At 65.2% G+C, this 19,008-nt stretch carries 14 protein-coding genes and 1 tRNA gene; 4 read left to right on the forward strand and 11 right to left on the reverse strand.

The genetic code is table 11. The annotated features are described in order from the left end of the window. Positions 1–26 precede the first annotated feature (26 nt). A complete protein-coding gene (locus CLG96_RS13780) occupies positions 27–2,447 on the reverse strand; it encodes a TonB-dependent receptor (protein WP_207796691.1) in 2,421 nt (806 codons plus the stop codon). A gap of 677 nt (positions 2,448–3,124) precedes the next feature. Between CLG96_RS13780 and CLG96_RS13785 the strand changes: the two genes are divergently transcribed. Continuing rightward, positions 3,125–4,492 carry a sugar porter family MFS transporter gene (locus CLG96_RS13785; RefSeq protein ID WP_207796692.1) on the forward strand — a complete coding sequence of 456 codons (1,368 nt, stop codon included), beginning with the start codon at positions 3,125–3,127 and terminating at the stop codon, positions 4,490–4,492. Between the two features lie 96 nt (positions 4,493–4,588). Here the strand turns inward: CLG96_RS13785 and CLG96_RS13790 are convergent, their stop codons facing one another. Further along, positions 4,589–4,951 carry an EthD domain-containing protein gene (locus tag CLG96_RS13790; RefSeq protein ID WP_107968525.1) on the reverse strand — a complete coding sequence of 121 codons (363 nt, stop codon included), beginning with the start codon at positions 4,949–4,951 and terminating at the stop codon, positions 4,589–4,591. After that, the gene (locus tag CLG96_RS13795) at positions 4,948–5,481 is read right to left on the reverse strand and encodes a VOC family protein (protein WP_107968526.1); all 534 of its coding nucleotides are present in this window, start codon (positions 5,479–5,481) and stop codon (positions 4,948–4,950) included. The genes CLG96_RS13790 and CLG96_RS13795 overlap by 4 nt, the downstream gene beginning before the upstream one ends. Positions 5,482–5,594: 113 nt before the next feature. Here CLG96_RS13795 and CLG96_RS13800 point away from each other — a divergent pair, with 113 nt between their 5' ends. Continuing rightward, on the forward strand, positions 5,595–5,891 hold the full coding sequence (locus CLG96_RS13800; protein ID WP_165799651.1) for a putative quinol monooxygenase: 297 nt from the start codon (positions 5,595–5,597) through the stop codon (positions 5,889–5,891). A 92-nt stretch (positions 5,892–5,983) separates the two neighbouring features. Here CLG96_RS13800 and CLG96_RS13805 read toward each other — a convergent pair whose 3' ends face one another. The 6 genes from CLG96_RS13805 to moaA all read right to left on the reverse strand — a co-directional run bounded on the left by CLG96_RS13805 (position 5,984) and on the right by moaA (position 12,015). Further along, a complete protein-coding gene (locus CLG96_RS13805) occupies positions 5,984–6,817 on the reverse strand; it encodes a Cof-type HAD-IIB family hydrolase (protein ID WP_107968528.1) in 834 nt (277 codons plus the stop codon). A gap of 393 nt (positions 6,818–7,210) precedes the next feature. Next, positions 7,211–9,517, reverse strand: a complete 2,307-nt coding sequence (locus tag CLG96_RS13810; RefSeq protein ID WP_207796693.1) for an MMPL family transporter — start codon at positions 9,515–9,517, stop codon at positions 7,211–7,213. 116 nt (positions 9,518–9,633) lie between these two features. After that, the gene (locus CLG96_RS13815; protein WP_243395790.1) at positions 9,634–9,927 is read right to left on the reverse strand and encodes a TrbC/VirB2 family type IV secretion system protein; all 294 of its coding nucleotides are present in this window, start codon (positions 9,925–9,927) and stop codon (positions 9,634–9,636) included. Positions 9,928–10,050: 123 nt separating this feature from the next. Beyond that, a tRNA-Asn gene (locus tag CLG96_RS13820) sits at positions 10,051–10,125 on the reverse strand. 97 nt (positions 10,126–10,222) lie between these two features. After that, the gene (locus CLG96_RS13825; protein WP_107968530.1) at positions 10,223–10,999 is read right to left on the reverse strand and encodes an NAD kinase; all 777 of its coding nucleotides are present in this window, start codon (positions 10,997–10,999) and stop codon (positions 10,223–10,225) included. After that, positions 10,996–12,015 (reverse strand): GTP 3',8-cyclase MoaA, encoded by a 1,020-nt coding sequence (moaA, locus tag CLG96_RS13830; RefSeq protein WP_107968531.1) that lies wholly within the window; start codon positions 12,013–12,015, stop codon positions 10,996–10,998. The genes CLG96_RS13825 and moaA overlap by 4 nt, the downstream gene beginning before the upstream one ends. A 112-nt stretch (positions 12,016–12,127) precedes the next feature. On the opposite strand from moaA, the gene CLG96_RS13835 reads away from it, so the two are divergent. Beyond that, entirely contained in the window at positions 12,128–12,940 is an 813-nt protein-coding gene (locus tag CLG96_RS13835; protein WP_423828202.1) for an EAL domain-containing protein, read from the forward strand. Between the two features lie 46 nt (positions 12,941–12,986). Here the strand turns inward: CLG96_RS13835 and mfd are convergent, their stop codons facing one another. Both mfd and CLG96_RS13845 read right to left on the reverse strand, forming a co-directional pair. Continuing rightward, positions 12,987–16,445 (reverse strand): transcription-repair coupling factor, encoded by a 3,459-nt coding sequence (gene mfd / locus CLG96_RS13840; RefSeq protein ID WP_107968533.1) that lies wholly within the window; start codon positions 16,443–16,445, stop codon positions 12,987–12,989. Between the two features lie 21 nt (positions 16,446–16,466). Beyond that, complete coding sequence (locus CLG96_RS13845) at positions 16,467–16,733, reverse strand: FAD assembly factor SdhE (protein ID WP_107968534.1); 267 nt, start codon at positions 16,731–16,733, stop codon at positions 16,467–16,469. Positions 16,734–16,823: 90 nt separating this feature from the next. On the opposite strand from CLG96_RS13845, the gene recG reads away from it, so the two are divergent. Beyond that, positions 16,824–18,884, forward strand: a complete 2,061-nt coding sequence (gene recG, locus CLG96_RS13850) for an ATP-dependent DNA helicase RecG (RefSeq protein WP_107968535.1) — start codon at positions 16,824–16,826, stop codon at positions 18,882–18,884. Positions 18,885–19,008: the final 124 nt, after the last annotated feature.

Raw genomic sequence — 19,008 nt, forward strand, 5'->3', positions numbered from 1 at the left:
AACCGGGCCGGCCGCGGCATTTCCGGTCAGAAGCGGTAGCGTGCGGAGAGCTGGTAGGCGCGGCCGAAAATCGAACGCGCGATCACGGATCCGGAGGTGGTGCCGATGATGCGCGCATTGCCCTCCGTCAGGCCGAGCTCGTCGGTGAGGTTGGTGACGGTGAACTGCAGCTCGATCGGATCGAAGTTCGCGGTCACGCCGAGATCGACCGTCTGATAGGAGGGCAGGCGCTGAAGATTCTGGATATCGGAGAAGCGTTTGCCGACATAATTATAGGCTCCGAAGAGCGTGATGTCCCCCTGGCCGACCGGAATGCGATAGCTGGGCTGCGCGCGCAGCTGCACGGTCGGCTGGCGCTGCACCTTGTTTCCATTCTGCACGCCCGAGGCGACGCCATCCTCGATATCGCGGAAGCGGCCACGAAACCAAGTTCCGTTGAAGCGCAGATCGAGGTTGCGGACCGGGCGAACCGCGCCCTCGAGCTCGACGCCATAGGTGCGTGAACCGGCGATGGCGGTGACGGTGGTGATTGCGCCATTGGTGGGATTCACGACCTGCTGCGAATAGGTCTGCCCTTTGAAATCATTGTAGAAGAAGGTCAGGAATCCGTCGAAGGCGCGCTGCGCGGTCTTCAGCCCGATCTCATATTGATCGATCTTCTGCACGACGCGGCTGCCCTCGCGCAGATCGTCGAAATGCGGGAATTTATAGCCCGAGTTGAGCCGGCCGAAGGCACTGAGATTATCCGCCAGGCGATAGTTGAGCCCGGCGGTGTAGGAGAGCTTGGTCTTGCTGTAATCGACCTCGCGGCTGCCGCCATCCAGCACGACCGCGCCATTATTGTAGAGCGTGACGGGATTGCCATCGAGATCGACGCCGGCCCGGCTGGTGCCGATCGTCCCTTCCGCCTTATAATGTTCGACGCGGATGCCGCCGTCGATGCGCAGCCTGTCCGTTACCTCCCATTCGTCCGCCAGGAAGCCGGCGATGTTGCGGCCTTCATAGGAAGCGCGGACCTGATTGGTCGTGGCGCTGACGAAGCCGTCGCGCGTCAGCGGCACGCCATTATTGAGCGTGACGTTGATGCGGCGTGCATGCGGCTCGAAGGCGAGCAGGGCATTATTGCCCTGATACCAGAGATCGTCGACCGAATAGGCGGCGAAATAGCTGCCGACCGTCAGTGTGTGACTGCCGAACGTCCGGCTCAGGCGGACATCGTTGGTGAAGGATTCGATATCCTTGTCGATCGACCAAAGGCCGGCGACGATCACCGGGAGATTGGCGTCGGCGATCGCCGCGCCGGACGTGGCGAAGCTGGCGCTGCCCGACGTGGCGGGGCCGCGGCCGACGGTGCTGCCCGCCGCGAGCCGGCTGCCGATATAGGCGCCGAGAGTGGTCGGCACCGCGCCGGTGAAGATCGCGCGGACATCGGCCGAGCCCTCGGTGTAGCTGAACTTGTCGCTGATCGTCCAATCGCCGGGCGTCAGTTCCAGGCTGCCGCCGAACTGGTTGAGGTCGATCGTACGTCCATCACCATAATCGCGGGAGATCCGTCCCGGCGTGGCGCCGGGCGTCACTTCCAGGTCGAGACGGCGGATGTCGTGGCCCGCGAGCGCATCATGCCGCTGGTCGAAATGGGGATAGACCGAGAGATCGGCGCCATTGTTGCTGGAAAGGAGCGGCGCGCCCGAGAAGAAGGCGTTGGAATCATGCACCTTGCGTCCATAGAGGCTGAATTCGCCGAGCCCGTCCCAGCGCCGGGTGAGCGTGGCCGTGACCTGGCCGCCTTTGTCGGCCGGATATTGCGTATCGCGTATGCCGTCGCTGAGCCGATAGAAGCCGCCGAGCGAGGCGTACCAGCCATCGGCGACCTTCCCGCCGACATAGCCGTCATAGCGGAACAGGCCCTCCGCGCCGACCGTGACGCGCGCGCTGCCCTCGGGCGTGTTGCCGCCCTTCTTCTGGATGAAGTTGACGGTGATGCCGGGCTGCCCGTTCGAGAAGACGGGATTGGGGCCGCCGCGCAGCACCTCGACCCGCTCCACCGTATCGTCGATGCGAAACAGGCTGAAGGTTTCGAGAAAGGACAGGGTGTTGGGCGGGAAGATCGGCGCGCCATCGAGCTGGACGGTGGCGAAGGCGCCGCCGCCATTTTGCGGAAAGCCGCGCACGCCGACATGGACGCCGGCGACGCCGCCGCTGGTTTCGACATAGACGCCCGGCACGATCTTCAGCAGATCGGCGGTGCTTTGCGGCACGATCCGGCGAATATCCTCCTCGCTCGCCGTGGTGATCGAAAAGCCGGCATCGAGCTTGCGCACGCCGCTCGACCGCGCCGTGCCGGTGACGACGATCTCGGAAGCGCCCGCCTCTGCCTGTTCGGTAGGAACAGACGAGCCGGCTCCGGCGGATTGCGGCGCCGTTTCGGCATGGGCTGCGGCAGCCATTCCCAAACCAACGACTGAAACACCCGCCAAGATGATAGAATGGACGCGACCCATCATTTCCCCCGCAAACCAATTTCCACAAATGCGCGTTGCACGCGCGCCGCCGATGCGGCCCCTTCCCGGGTGAGGGCCGATTAAGTCCACTTTCGAGGTAGACAAAGACGCTTCGTATTTGCGCCGCTAAAGCTGATCTTTGCAGACGCTCAAGATCGGGAGGCGAGGCTGGCACCCGTCACGCTTTATGGCGCGAGGAACATGCCGGCGGCGGAATGGCTCCGATTCAGTCCGGTTGCACCCTGTGGAATGGAGGGACAGCGGGCCCACATTCACCAAAATTCGCGATGCCCTTCAAATCTTCTGACAAGCAGGGTAGGATGTCGAAAATAGGGCACGGACGATCCTTCGATCTCATGTCTCGCGCCATCAGGTTGCGTGGCACATATGATGTCCAGTGATAAATAAATCGGGAGAGGATCTGATGCGTGCAGGCGCATATGCGAACGCATGCTTCGTGTCTATTTGGATCAACTATCAGGGACGGTGTTTTGACTGAATCAACAGCGCGCAAAGAGATGAGATTTAATGCTTCTGCGGAACCAACTTCCGTTGAACCAGGCTGGATCGCCAAAAAGGTCGCTGCGATCGATATTGATCCGGGCGCCCATCGCGTCCTCAGATTGGCCGCGCTCGTCGCGGCGGTGTGCGGCGGCCTTTACGGCTACGATACGGGAATCATCGCGGGCGCGCTGCTGTCGATGACGAGGGAATTCTCCCTCGATCACCGGATGCAGGAAATCGTCACGGCCTCGATCCTTGCGGGCGCCGTCATCGGCGCGCTTGGCACGGGCTGGCTGTCGGAACGGATCGGCCGGCGCCGAACCGTGATGGTCGTGACGGCGATGTTCGTGCTCGGAGCGATTGCCTGTTTCGCGGCGCCGACGGTCGGCCTGTTGATCGCCGCGCGCTGCTTCCTCGGCTTCGCGGTGGGCGGATCGACCCAGGTCGTGCCGATGTACATATCCGAGCTCGCCCCACAGGATCGGCGGGGCAATCTTGTCACCATGTTCAACGTGGCGATCGGCGTGGGCATCCTGCTCGCGAACATTGTCGGCTTTGCTTTCCAGGATATCTGGAGCTGGCGCACCATGGTGGTCGTCGCAGCACTTCCGGCGGCCTTCGTGTTCGTCGCCATGTTCTTCATGCCCGGCAGCCCGCGCTGGACGGCCGAGAATGTCGGCTTCGACGCCGCGCTCGAGCTTCTGGGCCGCGTGCGCAGCTCACGGCGCGACATCCGGCGCGAGATAACCGAGATCCACGCCGTCACCGGCAGCGCCGACGATAGCGAGAGCGGCTGGCGCGGCATCGCCCAGCCCTGGGTGCGGCCGGCGCTGATCGCAGCGCTGGGCGTCGCCTTCTTCACCCAATGCGGCGGGCTGGAGATGATGATCTATTATGCGCCGACCTTCCTGCTGAACGTCGGCTTCGGCCCCTCCTCCGCGCTGCTGGCGAGCCTCGGCGTCGCGATCGTCTATGCGGTGATGACGCTGCTCGGTTGCCTCTTCGTCGATCGTATCGGGCGGCGCAGGCTGATGCTGATCATGATTCCGGGATCGGTGCTGAGCCTGATCGGCCTCAGCGCCATGTTTGCGATGGGCGCGAGTGGCGGCTGGCAGGGTTGGCTGACCATCCTGTTCCTGCTGCTGTTCATGATGTTCAACGCGGGCGGCATTCAGGTCTGCGGCTGGCTGTTGGGTGCGGAGATGTTCCCGCTCGCCATGCGCGGCCAGGCGACCAGCCTTCACGCCGCGACGCTATGGGGCAGCAACCTGATCGTCACGGGCACTGCGCTTTCGCTGGTCCATGCGATCGGCCTCGGCGGCACCATGGTGGTCTATGCCGGCGTGAATGTGCTGTCCTTCCTGTTCGTCTTGCGGTTCGTGCCGGAAACGGCCGGCACCAGCCTCGAGGATATCGAGACGGCGCTGCGCAACGGAAGGTTCAGGCCGACCAGGGGGCATAGCGCGATCGACAGGGCGGCTGCCTGAACGGGCCCATTAACGAGATGCCATGCGGGGCCAAGGCCCCCGCATGGCATCTCGACCGTTGCCCTCTTCAGCATCCTCCGTCTTGGCGATCGGCCATTACGGCGCCGCAGGATCCGTGTCGCCGATCATGACCTCGACCGTGCCGACGAGCGTCAGGCAATGATCATGATCGAGAAAACTCTTCTCATCGGGGAAAACCGTTTTGCGGTAGGTTTCGGAGCCGAGCACGGCATCCATGCCGGCGACGCTGTCGAACCAGATTTCGGCCGTGCCATCATAGTCGGCCGGCTTCACCGATCCCATGTCCTCGACCGGGTGGGTCTGAATGTAGCGGAGCACATGCTCCTTCGCCTCCGGGATCGATCGGAACAGCGGACCGTGACGCTCGACATGGTGGCGCACAAATTCTTCGCGATCGAGCGCCGGATTGCGTTTCAGGAACATCGTCAACTTGATCATGCGGATTTTCCCTCCGGCGCCGGGGTCCAGCGTGTCGTGCCGCCGGGATAGGCGATCCCGTCGGGATAGCTGATGAGTTCGAACAGCGAGCCCCAGGGCGCGCGGCCATAGACTCCGCGATTGCGGCCCTGGTCCTCCACGCCGCCCAGCGGGTGCGGCGGCGACAGGAGCGTGCCGCCGGCCGCTTCGAACCGATTTGCCGCGGCGTCGATGTCGTCGACATAAAGCGCGACATGCTGAAAGCCGAAGTCCGGCAGCGCCGCCGGACTGGATTGTGGAGCATCGGCGAACTGGAACAGCTCGATCGAAGGACCATCGCCAATGCGGATCAGACGCATGTGGATGATCTTCGCCCCCTTAGGCAGGCCGAGCTGCCGTTCTGTTTCCGCTCCCGCCATCGGCGGCTGGCCGATGGGTTGCACGTCATAGACGGGACGGCCGTCAAAGGCTTGTGCGAGGAAGCGCGTAGCCGCTTCAATATCGGGCACCGTCAATCCGACATGGTCGATGGCACGTGGTGCTGATGGCATGGCAATCTCCCTTGATGCCCTCATTCAACAACTCGCCACCGGTCGGGTTGCATAGCTATGCAACAAAAGGGCCATGTCATCGTTCGGATCACGCAATCTTCAAGGAGACGCACATGGCCCGGCGGATGATCGCGACATTCGAAATTGCGGAAGGCAAGGAAGAGGAGACCTTGTCGATCGTGCGGGAGCTGACGCGCCATGTCCGGAACGAGCCGGGAAACCTCGCGCTCGTGCCGCATCGGGAGGCCGATCATCCCGAGCGCATCACGATATATGAAGCCTATGTCGATGATGCCGCCTTCCAGCGCCATCTGGACGCCGATTATGTCAGGAGCTTCAACGATCGGCTGAAGAACTGCGCCAGGGGCGGCAGCTCAATTGTGGTCCAGCTGGATGAGATCCCCCTGTGATCGACAGCTTTCGTCCTCCTTCCTCGAAAGAGGCCATGACGGGAGCGCGCCCGATGGTGAATGACGATGTTCAGCCGTCGCTGGCGCGGCCTTCAGGCGGCACGCGCAATGCGGGGCAACACGAACTGGTCGATCGCATGGGCGACGCCGTCCTCGGCGTTTGAAACGGTGACGATATCCGCCGCGCGGCGGACCCGATCGGGGGCCTGGCCCATGGCGATCGACAGTCCGGCGCGCGCGAACATCGGCAGGTCGTTGGCCATGTCGCCGATCACCGCCACCTCGTCCAGCGCCACGCCCGCAGCAGCAGCCAGCGCGGCGACGCCGTCGCCCTTGTTCGCGGCGCGATGGGTGATGTCGAGATAATAAGGTTGGGATCGGGCGATGGTGGCCTGTTCGCCCCAGCTCGCCTGCAATTCCGCCTCTATCCCGCCGAGCAGCGCATCATCGTCGCTCACGCCCACAATCTTGTCGGCGCGGGCCAGCATGCCGGACAGGTCCGACATGATGATCGGATCAATGCATGTCGAGCGGATCTCGCGCGGGATATGCGGCTCATTGGGGTCCGTGGCGTACCAGTGTCCGCCAGCAAAAACCCAGATCGACACGCCCGGTCGGTCCAACCGCTCGACCGCGGCGCGCGACACGGGCTCGGCCAGCGGGCTTTCCGACAGCAGCCGGCCATCGGGCGCGATCAGCGTGCCGCCGTTGAAGGCGCCCAGAGTGCTCTCGATCCCCAGCAGTTCGGCGATCCAGATCATGCCGCTCGGTGGCCGGGCGCTGATCAGCGTCATCGGCACGCCCGCCGCGCCCAGCCGGCGGACGGCAGCCACCGTCGCCTCGGCGATGCTCTTGTCCGGGCGGACCAGCGTGCCGTCCACATCCGAAACCATCAACCTGATCGGAACCTGCCGGCTTGCGTCCATAATGGCCCATCTCCTTCCTGACCGCGCCTATGAGTGCGGTTTGCGTCGAGCTTAGGTCCGCCGGGCGCCCGACGTCCAGATGGTCCCGATAAGTGGGTTGCAATCCGACGGAACATAGCCGGCGTCTTGTTTGCCTCGGCCTCCGCCGATTAGCACTTTCCGTCGGCTTCTTGTCGGCTGGCGACCGCCGCGATCATCATGGTGGCGGCTCACATGCTGAAGCGATCAGATGGGCGGTAAGGGCGCCAGAAGAATTGGGCGGCTCCGATCATCGCCTGAGCATTCCAATGCTGGATTTCGACATGGGGCCGTTCGGCACACTGATATTCGTCCACGCGGCGCGGACGACACAGCTGCAAAGCCCCGGAATTACCTAGCGGGCTGGCTCCCTTGCTAACTTCTTTCCTCAGATGCCCTGACCGCCAGAGACTTCGATGCTCTGGGCTGAACCCCGGCCTGGGCGTCCGCGCGCGACGGCGTTCCGGCGCCTTCGCTAAGGCCGAGCCGGTCGCTGAGCCAAGCCAGGGGCCGCGGCGCCCACCAGTTGGCGGTGCCGAGCAGTTGCATGGCCGCGGGGACGATCACCGACCGGACGATGGTGGCGTCGATAACGACCGAAAGCGTCATGCCGATCCCGAAGGTGATAAGGAACAGCGAACCCGCGGCCAGACCCATTGTGGCGAGCACGACGATCATCAGGATTGCAGCCCTGGTGATAATCGATCCGGTCTGTTGCAAACCCACAGCGACCGCGCGCCGGTTGTCGCCCGTGGCTAGATACGCTTCGCGAATTCGACTGACGAGGAACATCTCGTAGTCGGTGACCAGCCCGAAGGCGATCGTGACAATCAGCCCAAGTGTCCAAAGGTCGGTGGTGCCGACGACCTGAAAATCGAGCAATCCCGCAAGCCCGCCTTGCTGAAAAGCCCAGACAACAATGCCCAACGAGGCCGCCAGCGAAAGGAACGCACAAAGGACTGCTTTGATGGGGACCCACACGGAGCGGAAGGCCAGAGCGAGCAGGATCAGCGTCACGACGGCGATGAAGCCAAGTGCTCCCGGTAGTGCCGCGAGCGTGGCGGCGCTGTTGTCCAGGCTTATCGCAGCCCCGCCATACCCGCCGACGAGCACAGTGGCGCCGGCTGGCGGCTGGGTCGCACGAATGTCGCGCACGAGCTGCAAGGGACCAGGATCATCGGCTTCGCCGCGATAATCGACCTTGATCCAGGTGAGCGCCGGATCGGTCAAATGCACGCGAGCCGCAGCGGCACCGGGCAGATCGCCCAGGCGCGCCAGATATGTTTCAAGGCCTTCCCGGTCCACCGATCCACGGACGGCAACATCGAGAGCCATCCCTGCCGGGCCGTGCTGCGGGAACTCGCTGCCTGTGTAGCGCGCGACGACCTGGCTGTGACTGTCGGTGGGCAGGTAGCGATGGTTGGTCAGTCCTGGCCGCAGTTCGAGTAGCGGCGCGGCGGCGACCAGCAGCGCCAGCACGCCCAGCAGAAGCGACACGGCGGGCCGCCTGCCCACCACCCGGGCAAGCCATGCCCAGCCACCCTCCGCCGGGCCACGCCCGGTGCGGCCGAACCGCGGCAGCGGAATGCGGCCGGCATTCACCCGACGTCCGAGGATGGCCAGCACGGCGGGAAGCACAAGCACGGCCGCGACGATGTTGAGCAAGACCACGCTGATTCCACCAAACGCGAAGGAATGGGAGATGGGCTGTGGAAACAGGAAGAGTGCGCTCAGTCCGCTGATGACGGTCAGGCCTGAAATCGCGACTGTGCGCCCGGCGGTGGCGGTTGTAGCGATCACCGCAGCCTTAACATCGCCGGCGTCGCGCTCAAGCTCCTCGCGGAACCGGCTGACGATGAAGAGCCCGTAGTCTACGGCAAGCCCCAGACCTATCAACACGACGATCTCCAGCGCGAAGATCGAAATATCGGTAAACAGGGTAAGCAGGCGCAGCATCACCAGCGATCCGACGATCACGAACATACCGAGAGCGACCGGGATTAGCGCCGCCACCAGCCCCCGGTAGAACAGGACCAACAGGACCAGCAGGATCGGCAACGATATCGCCTGCGCCGTCGCCAAGTTCGCCGTAGCTTCTCGCTGCAGCTCGAACATGCTGGTCAGGCCGCCGCCCAAGTAAGTCGCGATGCCGTCGCCGGCCTTTATGAGGTGCTGGATTTCGCCATAGACCTCCATGCGCGCCGATTCGTCCTCGCCATGCAGCGTGAGCACTGCGTAGGTGGCGTGCCGGTCAGGGCTTACGAGTTTGGCGCGTTGCTCGGGCGTCAACCCCGGCGTCCAATAGCTGACGACTGACATGACCTGGGATGACGGGAGGGCGCTCAGCGCGTCCTGGACGGGGCCGGCGAACTCTGGATCGTCCACCCTGCGCCTGCCCGATTCATCATCGAAGACCGCGACGACATCCGGATCACCCGGCCGGTGCCCGAAGTGCTCATCTAGCAGGTCATTGGCCCTGCTGACCTCGGCCGTTTCCGGAGCAAGGCCGCCGGTGGTCAGGACGCCGAAAACGCCACTTCCCCAGACGAGCGCGAATACCACGAAGAGCCCGGTGGCAAGCAGTACGAGCCACCGAAATCGAAACGCGAATTGTCCAAAGCTTGAAAACATCAATGCCATCCCCGGCACGTGAGGAGCGGAACGGGAACGCATGTTGCGCATCAAGGCCAGTCCACTCTAGTTGACGCCGTCAACCTAGAGACTTGAGGTGTACAATGTCAACCGCCGAGCGCGGGCGAAGCCCGGCACGTCGCAGCCGCTCTTGATGAGGCCCGCCATCAGACGAGTGCTCCGCCGCCGAAGCTGAAGAAGCTGACGAAGAACGAGCTGGCGGCGAAGGCGATGCTGAGACCGAAGACGATCTGGATCAGGCGCCGGAAGCCGCCGGACGTGTCGCCGAAGGCGAGCGTCAGGCCGGTGATGATGATGACGGCGATGATCTTGGCGACCGGTCCCTCGATGGATTCGAGGATCGATTGCAGCGGGGCTACCCACGGCATCGAGGAACCGGAAGCGTGGGCGGCGGGCGCCAGCGCGAGGCTGACGAGCGCGATGGCGGCGGCCGTGCGGATGTGGCGCTGAACGCGATTCGGATAGTCGGATCTAGGAGCCGGCTTCTCCGGACGTTGGTCGCGTCCGGAGAAAAGCCTGGAGTAGAAACTGCGGCGCACGGCGTTCGCAGTTTCGGACTGAAATGGCTCCCCGGGACGGATTCGAACCATCGGCCGTCCGATTAACAGTCGGATGCTCTACCGCTGAGCTACCGGGGAACACTGTCTCACCCGCTCTGTCCGTCGGGCGAGGCGCGCCTATAGCAGCGGCTTTGCGCGGCTGGCAAGACTTCCTTTGCCAAGAAATTTTGCACGTTCAGATCGCGAACTGTTCCCGCGTGATCCGGTCATCCAGCGCATGTTCGGGATCGAACAGCAGGGTCAGCGGATTGCTGCGGTCGATCGCGACCTCCACCGTCGCGACATCGCGGACTTCGCGCTGATCGGCGACGGCGCTCACCGGGCGCTTTACCGGATCGAGCACGCGAAACGTGATTCGGGTGCGGTCCGGCAGGATCGCGCCGCGCCAGCGGCGGGGGCGGAAGGGGCTGATCGGGGTGAGCGCGATCATCGATGAATCGAGCGGCAGGATCGGTCCCTGGGCGGAAAGATTATAGGCGGTCGAGCCGGCAGGCGTGGCGACCAGCACCCCGTCGCAGACGAGCTCGGGCAGGACGATGCTGCCGTCGACGGCGACTTCGAGCCGGGCCGTCTGGCGCGTCTCGCGGAGGAGGGACACTTCATTGATGGCGGCGCAGGCAATGGTCTCGCCATCGACCGTGACGGCCTCCATGCGCAGCGGAGCGACGGAGAAGGTCTTGGCGCGTTCCAGCCGGTTCTCGAGAAAGTCGGGACGCCAGTCGTTCATCAGGAAGCCGACCGTCCCGAGATTCATGCCGAAGACCGGCAGGTTGCGGTGCCGATCGAGCATCGCATGGAGCGTGTGCAGCAGGAAGCCGTCCCCGCCGAGCGCCACGACCATATTGGCCTGCTCGATCGGCACCCATTCATAGCGGGCACGCAATTCGGTGGCGGCCGCCTGGGCGGCTTCGGTGGGAGAGGCGGCTAGAGCGAGCCGGCGATCGCCGGTCATCCGCCGGTGACGCTCATATGGCGCCCGACGGCGGGGGCGGCATCGCGCTTGTCGATTTCGAATCGGTGACGGAGCGGCTTCAGCGCCATCGCCTGATCGAGCGCGGCATCGAGCGCGGCGGGGCCGCCCTCGCGCAGCGCGGCGCGCAGGTCCACCCGATCGTCATGGCCGAGGCACATATAGAGCCGGCCGGATGCGGTGATGCGGACGCGGTTGCAGCCGTCGCAGAAATTATTGGTGAGCGGCGTGATGAAGCCGATGCGGTTGCCGAGCTCCTCGACCCGGGCATAGCGGGCGGGGCCGCCGGTGCGTTCCGGAATGTCGGTAAGGGTGAGATTCTCCCCAAGGGCTGCGCGTACCTTGTCGAGCGGGAGATAGCGGTCGACCCGATCCTCGTCGATCGCGCCGAGCGGCATGGTTTCGATCAAGGTGAGGTCATGTCCCTCGCCGGCGCACCAGCGGAGCATGGGTTCGATCTCATCCTCGTTGAAGTCCTTGAGCGCCACCATGTTGATCTTGATGCGCAGGCCCGCGGCCTTGGCCGCAGCGATGCCTTCCAGGGCTTTTTCGACGTCGCCCCAACGGGTTATGTAGCGAAAGCGATCGGGATCGCGGCTATCGAGGCTGACATTGATGCGCCGCACGCCGGCATCGTAAAGCGCCTGGGCCTGGCGATCGAGCTGGGTGCCGTTGGTGGTGAGCGTGAGCTCGTCGAGCGCGCCGGTTTCGAGATGGCGGCCGATCATGCGGGCAAGATCGGGCACGCCGCGCCGCACCAGCGGCTCCCCGCCGGTAAGCCGGATCTTGCGCACGCCGCGGGCGATGAAGGCGTCGGCGAGCGCGGAAATCTCCTCCAGCGAAAGCACCGCGCTTTTGGGCAGGAAGGTCATCGCCTCCGCCATGCAATAGCGACAGCGAAGATCGCACCGATCCGTGACCGAGATGCGCAGATAGCTGATCCGCCGGCCGAAACCGTCCGTCAACGTGTTGCGTGCGGGAAAAAGGGCGCCTGCCATGGCTACAAGCTAGGATGGCGACCGCGACAGGGCAAGCCTACCCCCAGGAGGATCCGGATTGTCTTCCCCGCCGAGCCCAATAGCCTCTTGGCATGGCGGAGGGAGAGTAGGCTTGATCGATCGAGGTAATATCGCGTGGCGCACGGTGGAGAGCCGGCTGGAGAGCGATCTGCGCCATGCGCTGGAGCAGGATGAGATAGAGCTGCTGTTCCAGCCGCAGGTGAGCATCGCGAGCGGGCGGATCGTGGGCGTGGAGGCGCTTGCGCGCTGGCATCACCCGATTTTGGGGGAACTGGGCGCGCATCCCCTCTTCGCCGCCGCCGCGCGATCCGATCATCTGTCGCAGCTTTCCGCGCATGTGCAGGAAAAGGCGCTGCGGCGTGCAGGGCACTGGCCGGAAGCGCTCGCCACGCTGGGCATCGCGGTGAACGTCACCGCATCCGATCTTGCCCGGCCGGATTTCGCCGGACGCTTCGCCGCAATGACGGCGGAGAGCGGATTGGATCGGTCGCGCGTGACGGTGGAGATCACCGAAAGCGAGATGATCGAGGAACTGGATGCGGCGGCGATGCTGCTGGCGGCACTGCGACGCGACGGCTTCCGCATCGCGATCGACGATTTCGGGACGGGCTATTCGAGCCTCGCCTATCTGAAGGCGTTGCCGCTCGACTATCTCAAGATCGACCGGCGGCTGACGCAGGACATAGTCGGTTCGGCGCGGGACAGGATCGTGGTGCTGGGCGTGATCGAGATGGCGCGGTCGCTTGGATTGCGCGTGATCGCCGAGGGAGTGGAGACCGAGGCGCAGCGCGACGAGCTCGCCAGGGCGGGATGCGATTATTATCAAGGTTATCTATGCGCCCCGCCGGTGGGCGAGGCGGAGCTGGAGCGGCTGGTGCTGGCGGGGGTTTCCGTCCGAGATTAACTCCGTCATCCCTGCCTTCGCAGGGGCGACGGTGATCAATATCGGGCTAGCTCAATATCTTCGCCAGGCCCTTGGAGAGTTGCAGCGCGCCGTGGAGGCGGGCCTTGGGGTCGGGCCAGGGGCGCTGGATGACGAGCTTGCTGTCCGGGCGGAGCTTGGCGGTGCCCTTCAGCCGCTCGACATAGGCGATCAGGCCCGGAAGATCCGGGAACTGATCATTATGGAAGCCGACGAGCGCGCCGCGCGGGCCGAGATCGAGCTTAGCGACATGCGCCTTGCGGCAGTTGAGCTTGGTCTCGATCACCGAAAGCAGATTCTGCGTCGGATCGGGGAGCGGCCCGAAACGGTCGATCAGCTCGGCGGCGAAGGCCTCGATCTCGCGCTTATTCTCCAGCTCGTTCATGCGGCGATAGAGGCCCATGCGCAGATCGAGATCGGGGACATATTCCTCCGGCAGCAGGATCGGCGCATCCACATTGATCTGCGGCGAGAAGGATTCGCGTGGGCCCGCGTTCTTCAGCCCACCGGCCTTGGCCTCGAGGATCGCCTCCTCCAGCATCGACTGGTAGAGTTCGAAGCCCACTTCCTTGATATGGCCCGACTGCTCGTCGCCGAGCAGATTGCCGGCGCCGCGAATGTCGAGATCATGGCTGGCGAGCTGGAAGCCGGCGCCGAGCGTGTCGAGATTCTGGAGGATGTGGAGCCGCTTTTCCGCCGTCTCGGTGATCTTGCGATCCGAGGTGGTGAAATAGGCATAGGCGCGCGTCTTGGACCGGCCGACGCGGCCGCGGATCTGGTAGAGCTGGGCGAGGCCGAACTTGTCCGCGCGATTGACGATCAGCGTGTTGGCACTGGGAATGTCGAGCCCGCTTTCGACGATGGTGGTGGAGACGAGCACGTCGAACTTCTTGTCGTAGAAGGCGGACATGCGCTCTTCGACCTCCGACGGCGCCATCTGGCCATGGGCGATGACATAGCGGATCTCGGGCACTTCCTTGCGCAGGAACTCCTCGATATCGGGCAGGTCCTTGATGCGCGGGGTCACGAAGAAGCTCTGGCCGCCGCGATAATGTTCGCGCAGCAGCGCCTCGCGCACCACGACCGGATCCCAGGGGGCGACATAGGTGCGCACCGCCAGCCGATCGACCGGGGGCGTCTGGATGACCGACAGCTCGCGCAGGCCCGACATCGCCATTTGCAGCGTGCGCGGGATGGGCGTGGCGGTGAGCGTCAGCATATGGACGTCGGTCTTGAGCGCCTTCAGCCTTTCCTTGTGGGTGACGCCGAAGCGCTGCTCCTCATCGACGATGACGAGGCCGAGCCGCTTGAACTCGATACCCTTGGCGAGGATCGCATGCGTGCCGACCACCACGTCGATCGCGCCGTCGGCGAGGCCATCCTTGGTGCGTTTCGCCTCGGCGGCGGGAACGAGGCGGGAGAGGCGGCCGACATTCAGGGGGAAGCCCTGGAAGCGTTCGACAAAATTGGTGAAATGCTGGCGCGCGAGCAGCGTCGTGGGACAAACGATGGCGACCTGCATGCCGGACATGGCGGCGACGAACGCGGCACGCAGCGCCACTTCCGTCTTGCCGAAGCCGACATCGCCGCAGACGAGCCGGTCCATCGGCCGGCCCTGGCCCAGATCCTCGATCACGTCGCCGATGGCGCGATCCTGATCGTCCGTCTCCTGATAGGGGAAGCGGGCGACGAATTCATTATAGCCGCCATCGGGCTGGGCGACTTCGGCAGGGCGGAGCGCGCGTTCGGCGGCGGTGGCGATCAGCTCGCCCGCTATCTCGCGGATACGCTCCTTCATCCGGCTCTTGCGCGCCTGCCAGGCGACGCCGCCGAGCTTGTCGAGCGTGGCGCCCTCGTCCGAGCCGTAGCGGGAGAGGACGTCGATATTCTCGACGGGGACGTAGAGTTTGTCGCCGCCTGAATAAGTGAGCGCGACGCAGTCGTGCGGGGACTGGCCGACGGGGATGGAGGTCAGCCCCTCATAGCGGCCGATGCCATGATCGCTATGGACGACGAGATCGCCCGGGCTGAGCGTGGCGAGCTCGGCAAGGAAGGCGTCGGCGGATTTCTTGCGCCTGGTGCGGCGGACGAGACGGTCGCCGAGCATGTCCTGCTCGGTGAGCATCGCCACGTCGGGCGTGGTGAAGCCATGATCGAGCGGCAAGACGGCAAGCGCGGTCGAGCCGGGCTGGAAGGCGCTGCCGAGCGCATCCTGCCAGCTGTCCGCCAGCATGGCGCGATCGAGACCATGATCGATCAGCAGGCCGCGGAAACGATCGCGCGCGCCGACGGAATAGCTGGCCAGCACGATCTTGCGGCCGCTCCGCCCCAGATCGTGGACATGATCGACCACCGCGTCATAGATGTTGACGCCCTGTGCCCGTTCGGGCGCGAAATCGCGCGGGCCGTCCACCGCGAAATCGAGGACGGAGGCGCTTTCGGGCTCGTGGAATGGCGTGGTGATGTGGAGCGGGCGATCGGCGACGACCGTCTCCCAATCGGCCGGATCGAGATAAAGAAGTTTCGGCTCGATCGGGCGGTAGCTGCCCGGATCGGCCGATTTCGCGCGGACGCGATTGCCATGATAGTCGGCGATCGCCTCGAACCGCGCTTCCGCCGCGCCGACCGTGCCCGAATCGCGGACGATGATGTCGTCGGGCGAGAGATGATCGAACAGGGTGGCGAGCCGATCCTCCAGCAAGGGAAGCCAATGTTCCATGCCGGCGAGGCGGCGCCCCTCCGAAATCGCCTGATAGAGCGGATCGCCTGTCGCGGTCGCGCCGAAATGCTCGCGATAGCGGCCGCGGAAGCGCTTTATTCCGTCCGGATCGAGCAGCGCTTCGGAGGCGGGAAGGAGGGTGAAGCCTTCGATGCGGCCGACGGTGCGCTGGTCCTGCGGATCGAACTGGCGGACGCTTTCAATCTCGTCGCCGAAGAAATCGAGGCGGAGTGCCAGGCTTTCGCCGGCGGGGAAGAGATCGACGATGCCGCCGCGCACCGCATATTCGCCCGAATCCGCGACCGTATCGGTGCGGACATAGCCGTTCGCCTGAAGCAGCTCGGCCAGCGCGTCGCGGTCGATCCGCTCGCCGGGGGCGAGCGTGGCGGCGAGCTGGCGGATGCGGAAGGGGGTGAGCGTGCGCTGCGTGACGGCGTTGATCGTGGTGACGAGGAGCTCGGGGCCCTTCGGCTTCTTCTGGAGCGTGTGGAGCGCGGCCAGCCGTTCCGAGGTGGAGCGGAGCGAGGGCGAGGCGCGATCATAGGGCAGGCAATCCCAGGCGGGGAACTGGATCACCGCCAGTTCGGGCGCGAAATAGGCGGCGGCATCGGCCAGCCCGCGCATCGCCTGCTCGTCGGCGGCGACGAAGACGGCACGGCCCTTCGCCGCGCGGGCGAGATCGGCCATCAGCCAGGGGAGGAAGCCGGCCGGCGTGCCCGCAAGCGTGAGCGGGCGATCGGCCTTCAGGATGCGATTGAGATCGGGCATTTGGCTATGCAGCGGAACAGGTCAGCGTTCGATCGGAATATAGTCGAGCGTGCGCAGGCGCTGCATCATCGGGCCTTCCCAGCGTGGCGGGACGACCATGGTGCCGAGCGCCCAGGCCATGATCTCCACATCCTCCTCGGACAGGAGCGCTTCGAACCAGTCCATCTCCGCATCGCTCCAGCGGGTGGATTCCTGATCGAAATAGCCGCCGATCAGCAGATCCGCTTCCTTCGTTCCGCGATGCCAGGCGCGGAAGCGCAGGCGTTTGAGGCGGGTCTCGCGATCCATCGATAATTCCAATCCGGGCCGGACAATGCAAATCGGCCGGCAGGCGCTGGCGGCGCCGGTCGGCTGGGCTATATGTCGGCCGATCTAGCTATGCGTCCCGATATTCTCAATCCACTGTTCGCCGAAGTCGAGGTGCTGAAAGGCATCGGGCCGGGGCTTGCCAAGCCGCTCAAGCGGCTGGGGCTGCTGCGCGCGGTGGACATAGTCTTTCATTTGCCCGTGTCGTGGATCGATCGGAAACGGGCCGAGACGGTCGACCAGGCCGATATCGGCCGCATCATCACAACGGTGGTGACGCCGACCGACTATCGTTTCGGCGGGGGCGCGCGCAGCCCAGCCCGAGTGCAGGCGAGGGATGTGGACGGCAATATGCTGAGCCTCGTCTTCTTCGGCGGCAATTCGGGATGGGTGAAGAAGCTGCTGCCGCTGGGCGAGGCGCGCGCCATATCGGGCAAGCTGGAGCAATATGACCAATGGCTCCAGATCGTCCATCCGGACGTGATGACGCCCGAGGAAGCCGCCGCACTGCCGGCGCGCGAGCCGGTCTATGCGCTGTCCGAGGGCCTGAGCAACAAGCGGATGGGGCAATTGGCGCAGCAGGCGCTGGAGCGCGCGCCCGAGCTTGGCGAATGGATCGAGCCGAGCCTGATCGCGGCGCGCGGCTGGCCGGGCTGGCGCGAGGCGCTGACGCGCGTCCATGCCGATCCGGCGGACGAGAAGGCGTGCGAGCGGCTGGCCTATGACGAGGTGTTCGCCAATCAATTGGCGCTGATGCTCGTGCGGGCCTCCTCGCGGCGGAGGCGCGGCGTGCCGCTCAGGGGCGACGGGCGGCTGCGGGAAAGGCTGAGGCTGCCTTATGCGCCGACGGGGGCGCAGGCGCGGGCGATCGCGGAGATAGAGGGCGATCTTGCCCAGCCGGCGCCGATGCTCAGGCTGCTCCAGGGCGATGTCGGCGCGGGCAAGACGCTGGTGGCGACGATGGCGTTGCTGACGGCGGTGGAGGCGGGCGCGCAGGGCGCGCTGCTGGCGCCCACCGAGATATTGGCGCGGCAGCATTATGAGACGCTGGGCCGCACGCTCGCGGGCCTGCCCGTCTCGATCGCGATCCTGACCGGGCGGGACAAGGGCCGCGCGCGCGAGGCGACACTGATGGGGCTCGCCGACGGATCGATCGACATATTGGTCGGCACGCACGCCATCTTCCAGGAAGGGGTGAGCTACCGCAATCTGGGGCTTGCCGTGGTCGACGAGCAGCATCGCTTCGGCGTCGCGCAACGGATGATGCTGGCGAGCAAGGCGGAGCGCACGCCGCATCTCCTCGCCATGACCGCGACGCCGATCCCGCGCACGCTGACGCTCAGCCGATATGGCGAGATGGATGTCAGCCGGCTGGACGAGATGCCGCCGGGGCGCCAGCCGATCGAGACGCGGGTGATGTCGGTCGAGCGGGTCGATGAGGTGGTCGACGCGCTCGGGCGGCATATCGGCAGGGGCGCGCAAGCCTATTGGGTATGCCCCTTGGTGGAGGAAAGCGAGCTTTCGGACCAGGCGGCGGCGGAGGCGCGGGCGGCGGCGCTCAAGGCGCGCTTCGGCGACAAGGTGGGCCTCGTTCATGGGCGGATGAAGGGGCCGGAAAAGGATGCGGTGATGGCCGCCTTCCAGCGTGGCGAGACGGCCGTGCTGGTGGCGACGACGGTGATCGAGGTGGGCGTGGACGTGCCCAATGCGACGCTGATGATTGTCGAGGGGGCGGAACGCTTCGGCCTTGCCCAGCTCCATCAGCTGCGCGGACGGGTAGGACGGGGCGACCAGCGATCCATCTGCCTGCTGCTGCGCGGACCCATGCTGGGCGAGACGGCACGCGCGCGGCTCGCTCTGCTGCGCGAGACCAATGACGGCTTCCGCATCGCGGAGGAGGATCTCCGGCTGCGGGGCGCGGGCGAGATATTGGGCACGCGCCAGTCCGGCGAGGCGCAGTTCCGCCTCGCCTCGCCCGAGCGGACGGCCGCGCTGATCGAGGTGGCGACGGCGGATGCGCGGCTGCTGGTCGATCGCGACGGCGGGCTGGAGGGGCCGCGCGGCGTGGCGGCGCGGACCGCGCTTTATCTATTCGAACGGGATGCGGCGGTAGGCCTGCTCCGATCCGGCTGACAGCAAAGATGATAGAAAAGGGCTCGGCCCATCGCGTCCGAATCCCGTCCGGCGGCGATTTCGGCTGCCCGGACAGCTTGTGTTCAGCTAGAAAATGATTTCACAGTTGAAATATTTCGCAATC

It is taken from the genome of Sphingomonas oleivorans, assembly GCF_003050615.1.
Taxonomy (GTDB): domain Bacteria; phylum Pseudomonadota; class Alphaproteobacteria; order Sphingomonadales; family Sphingomonadaceae; genus Sphingomonas_H; species Sphingomonas_H oleivorans.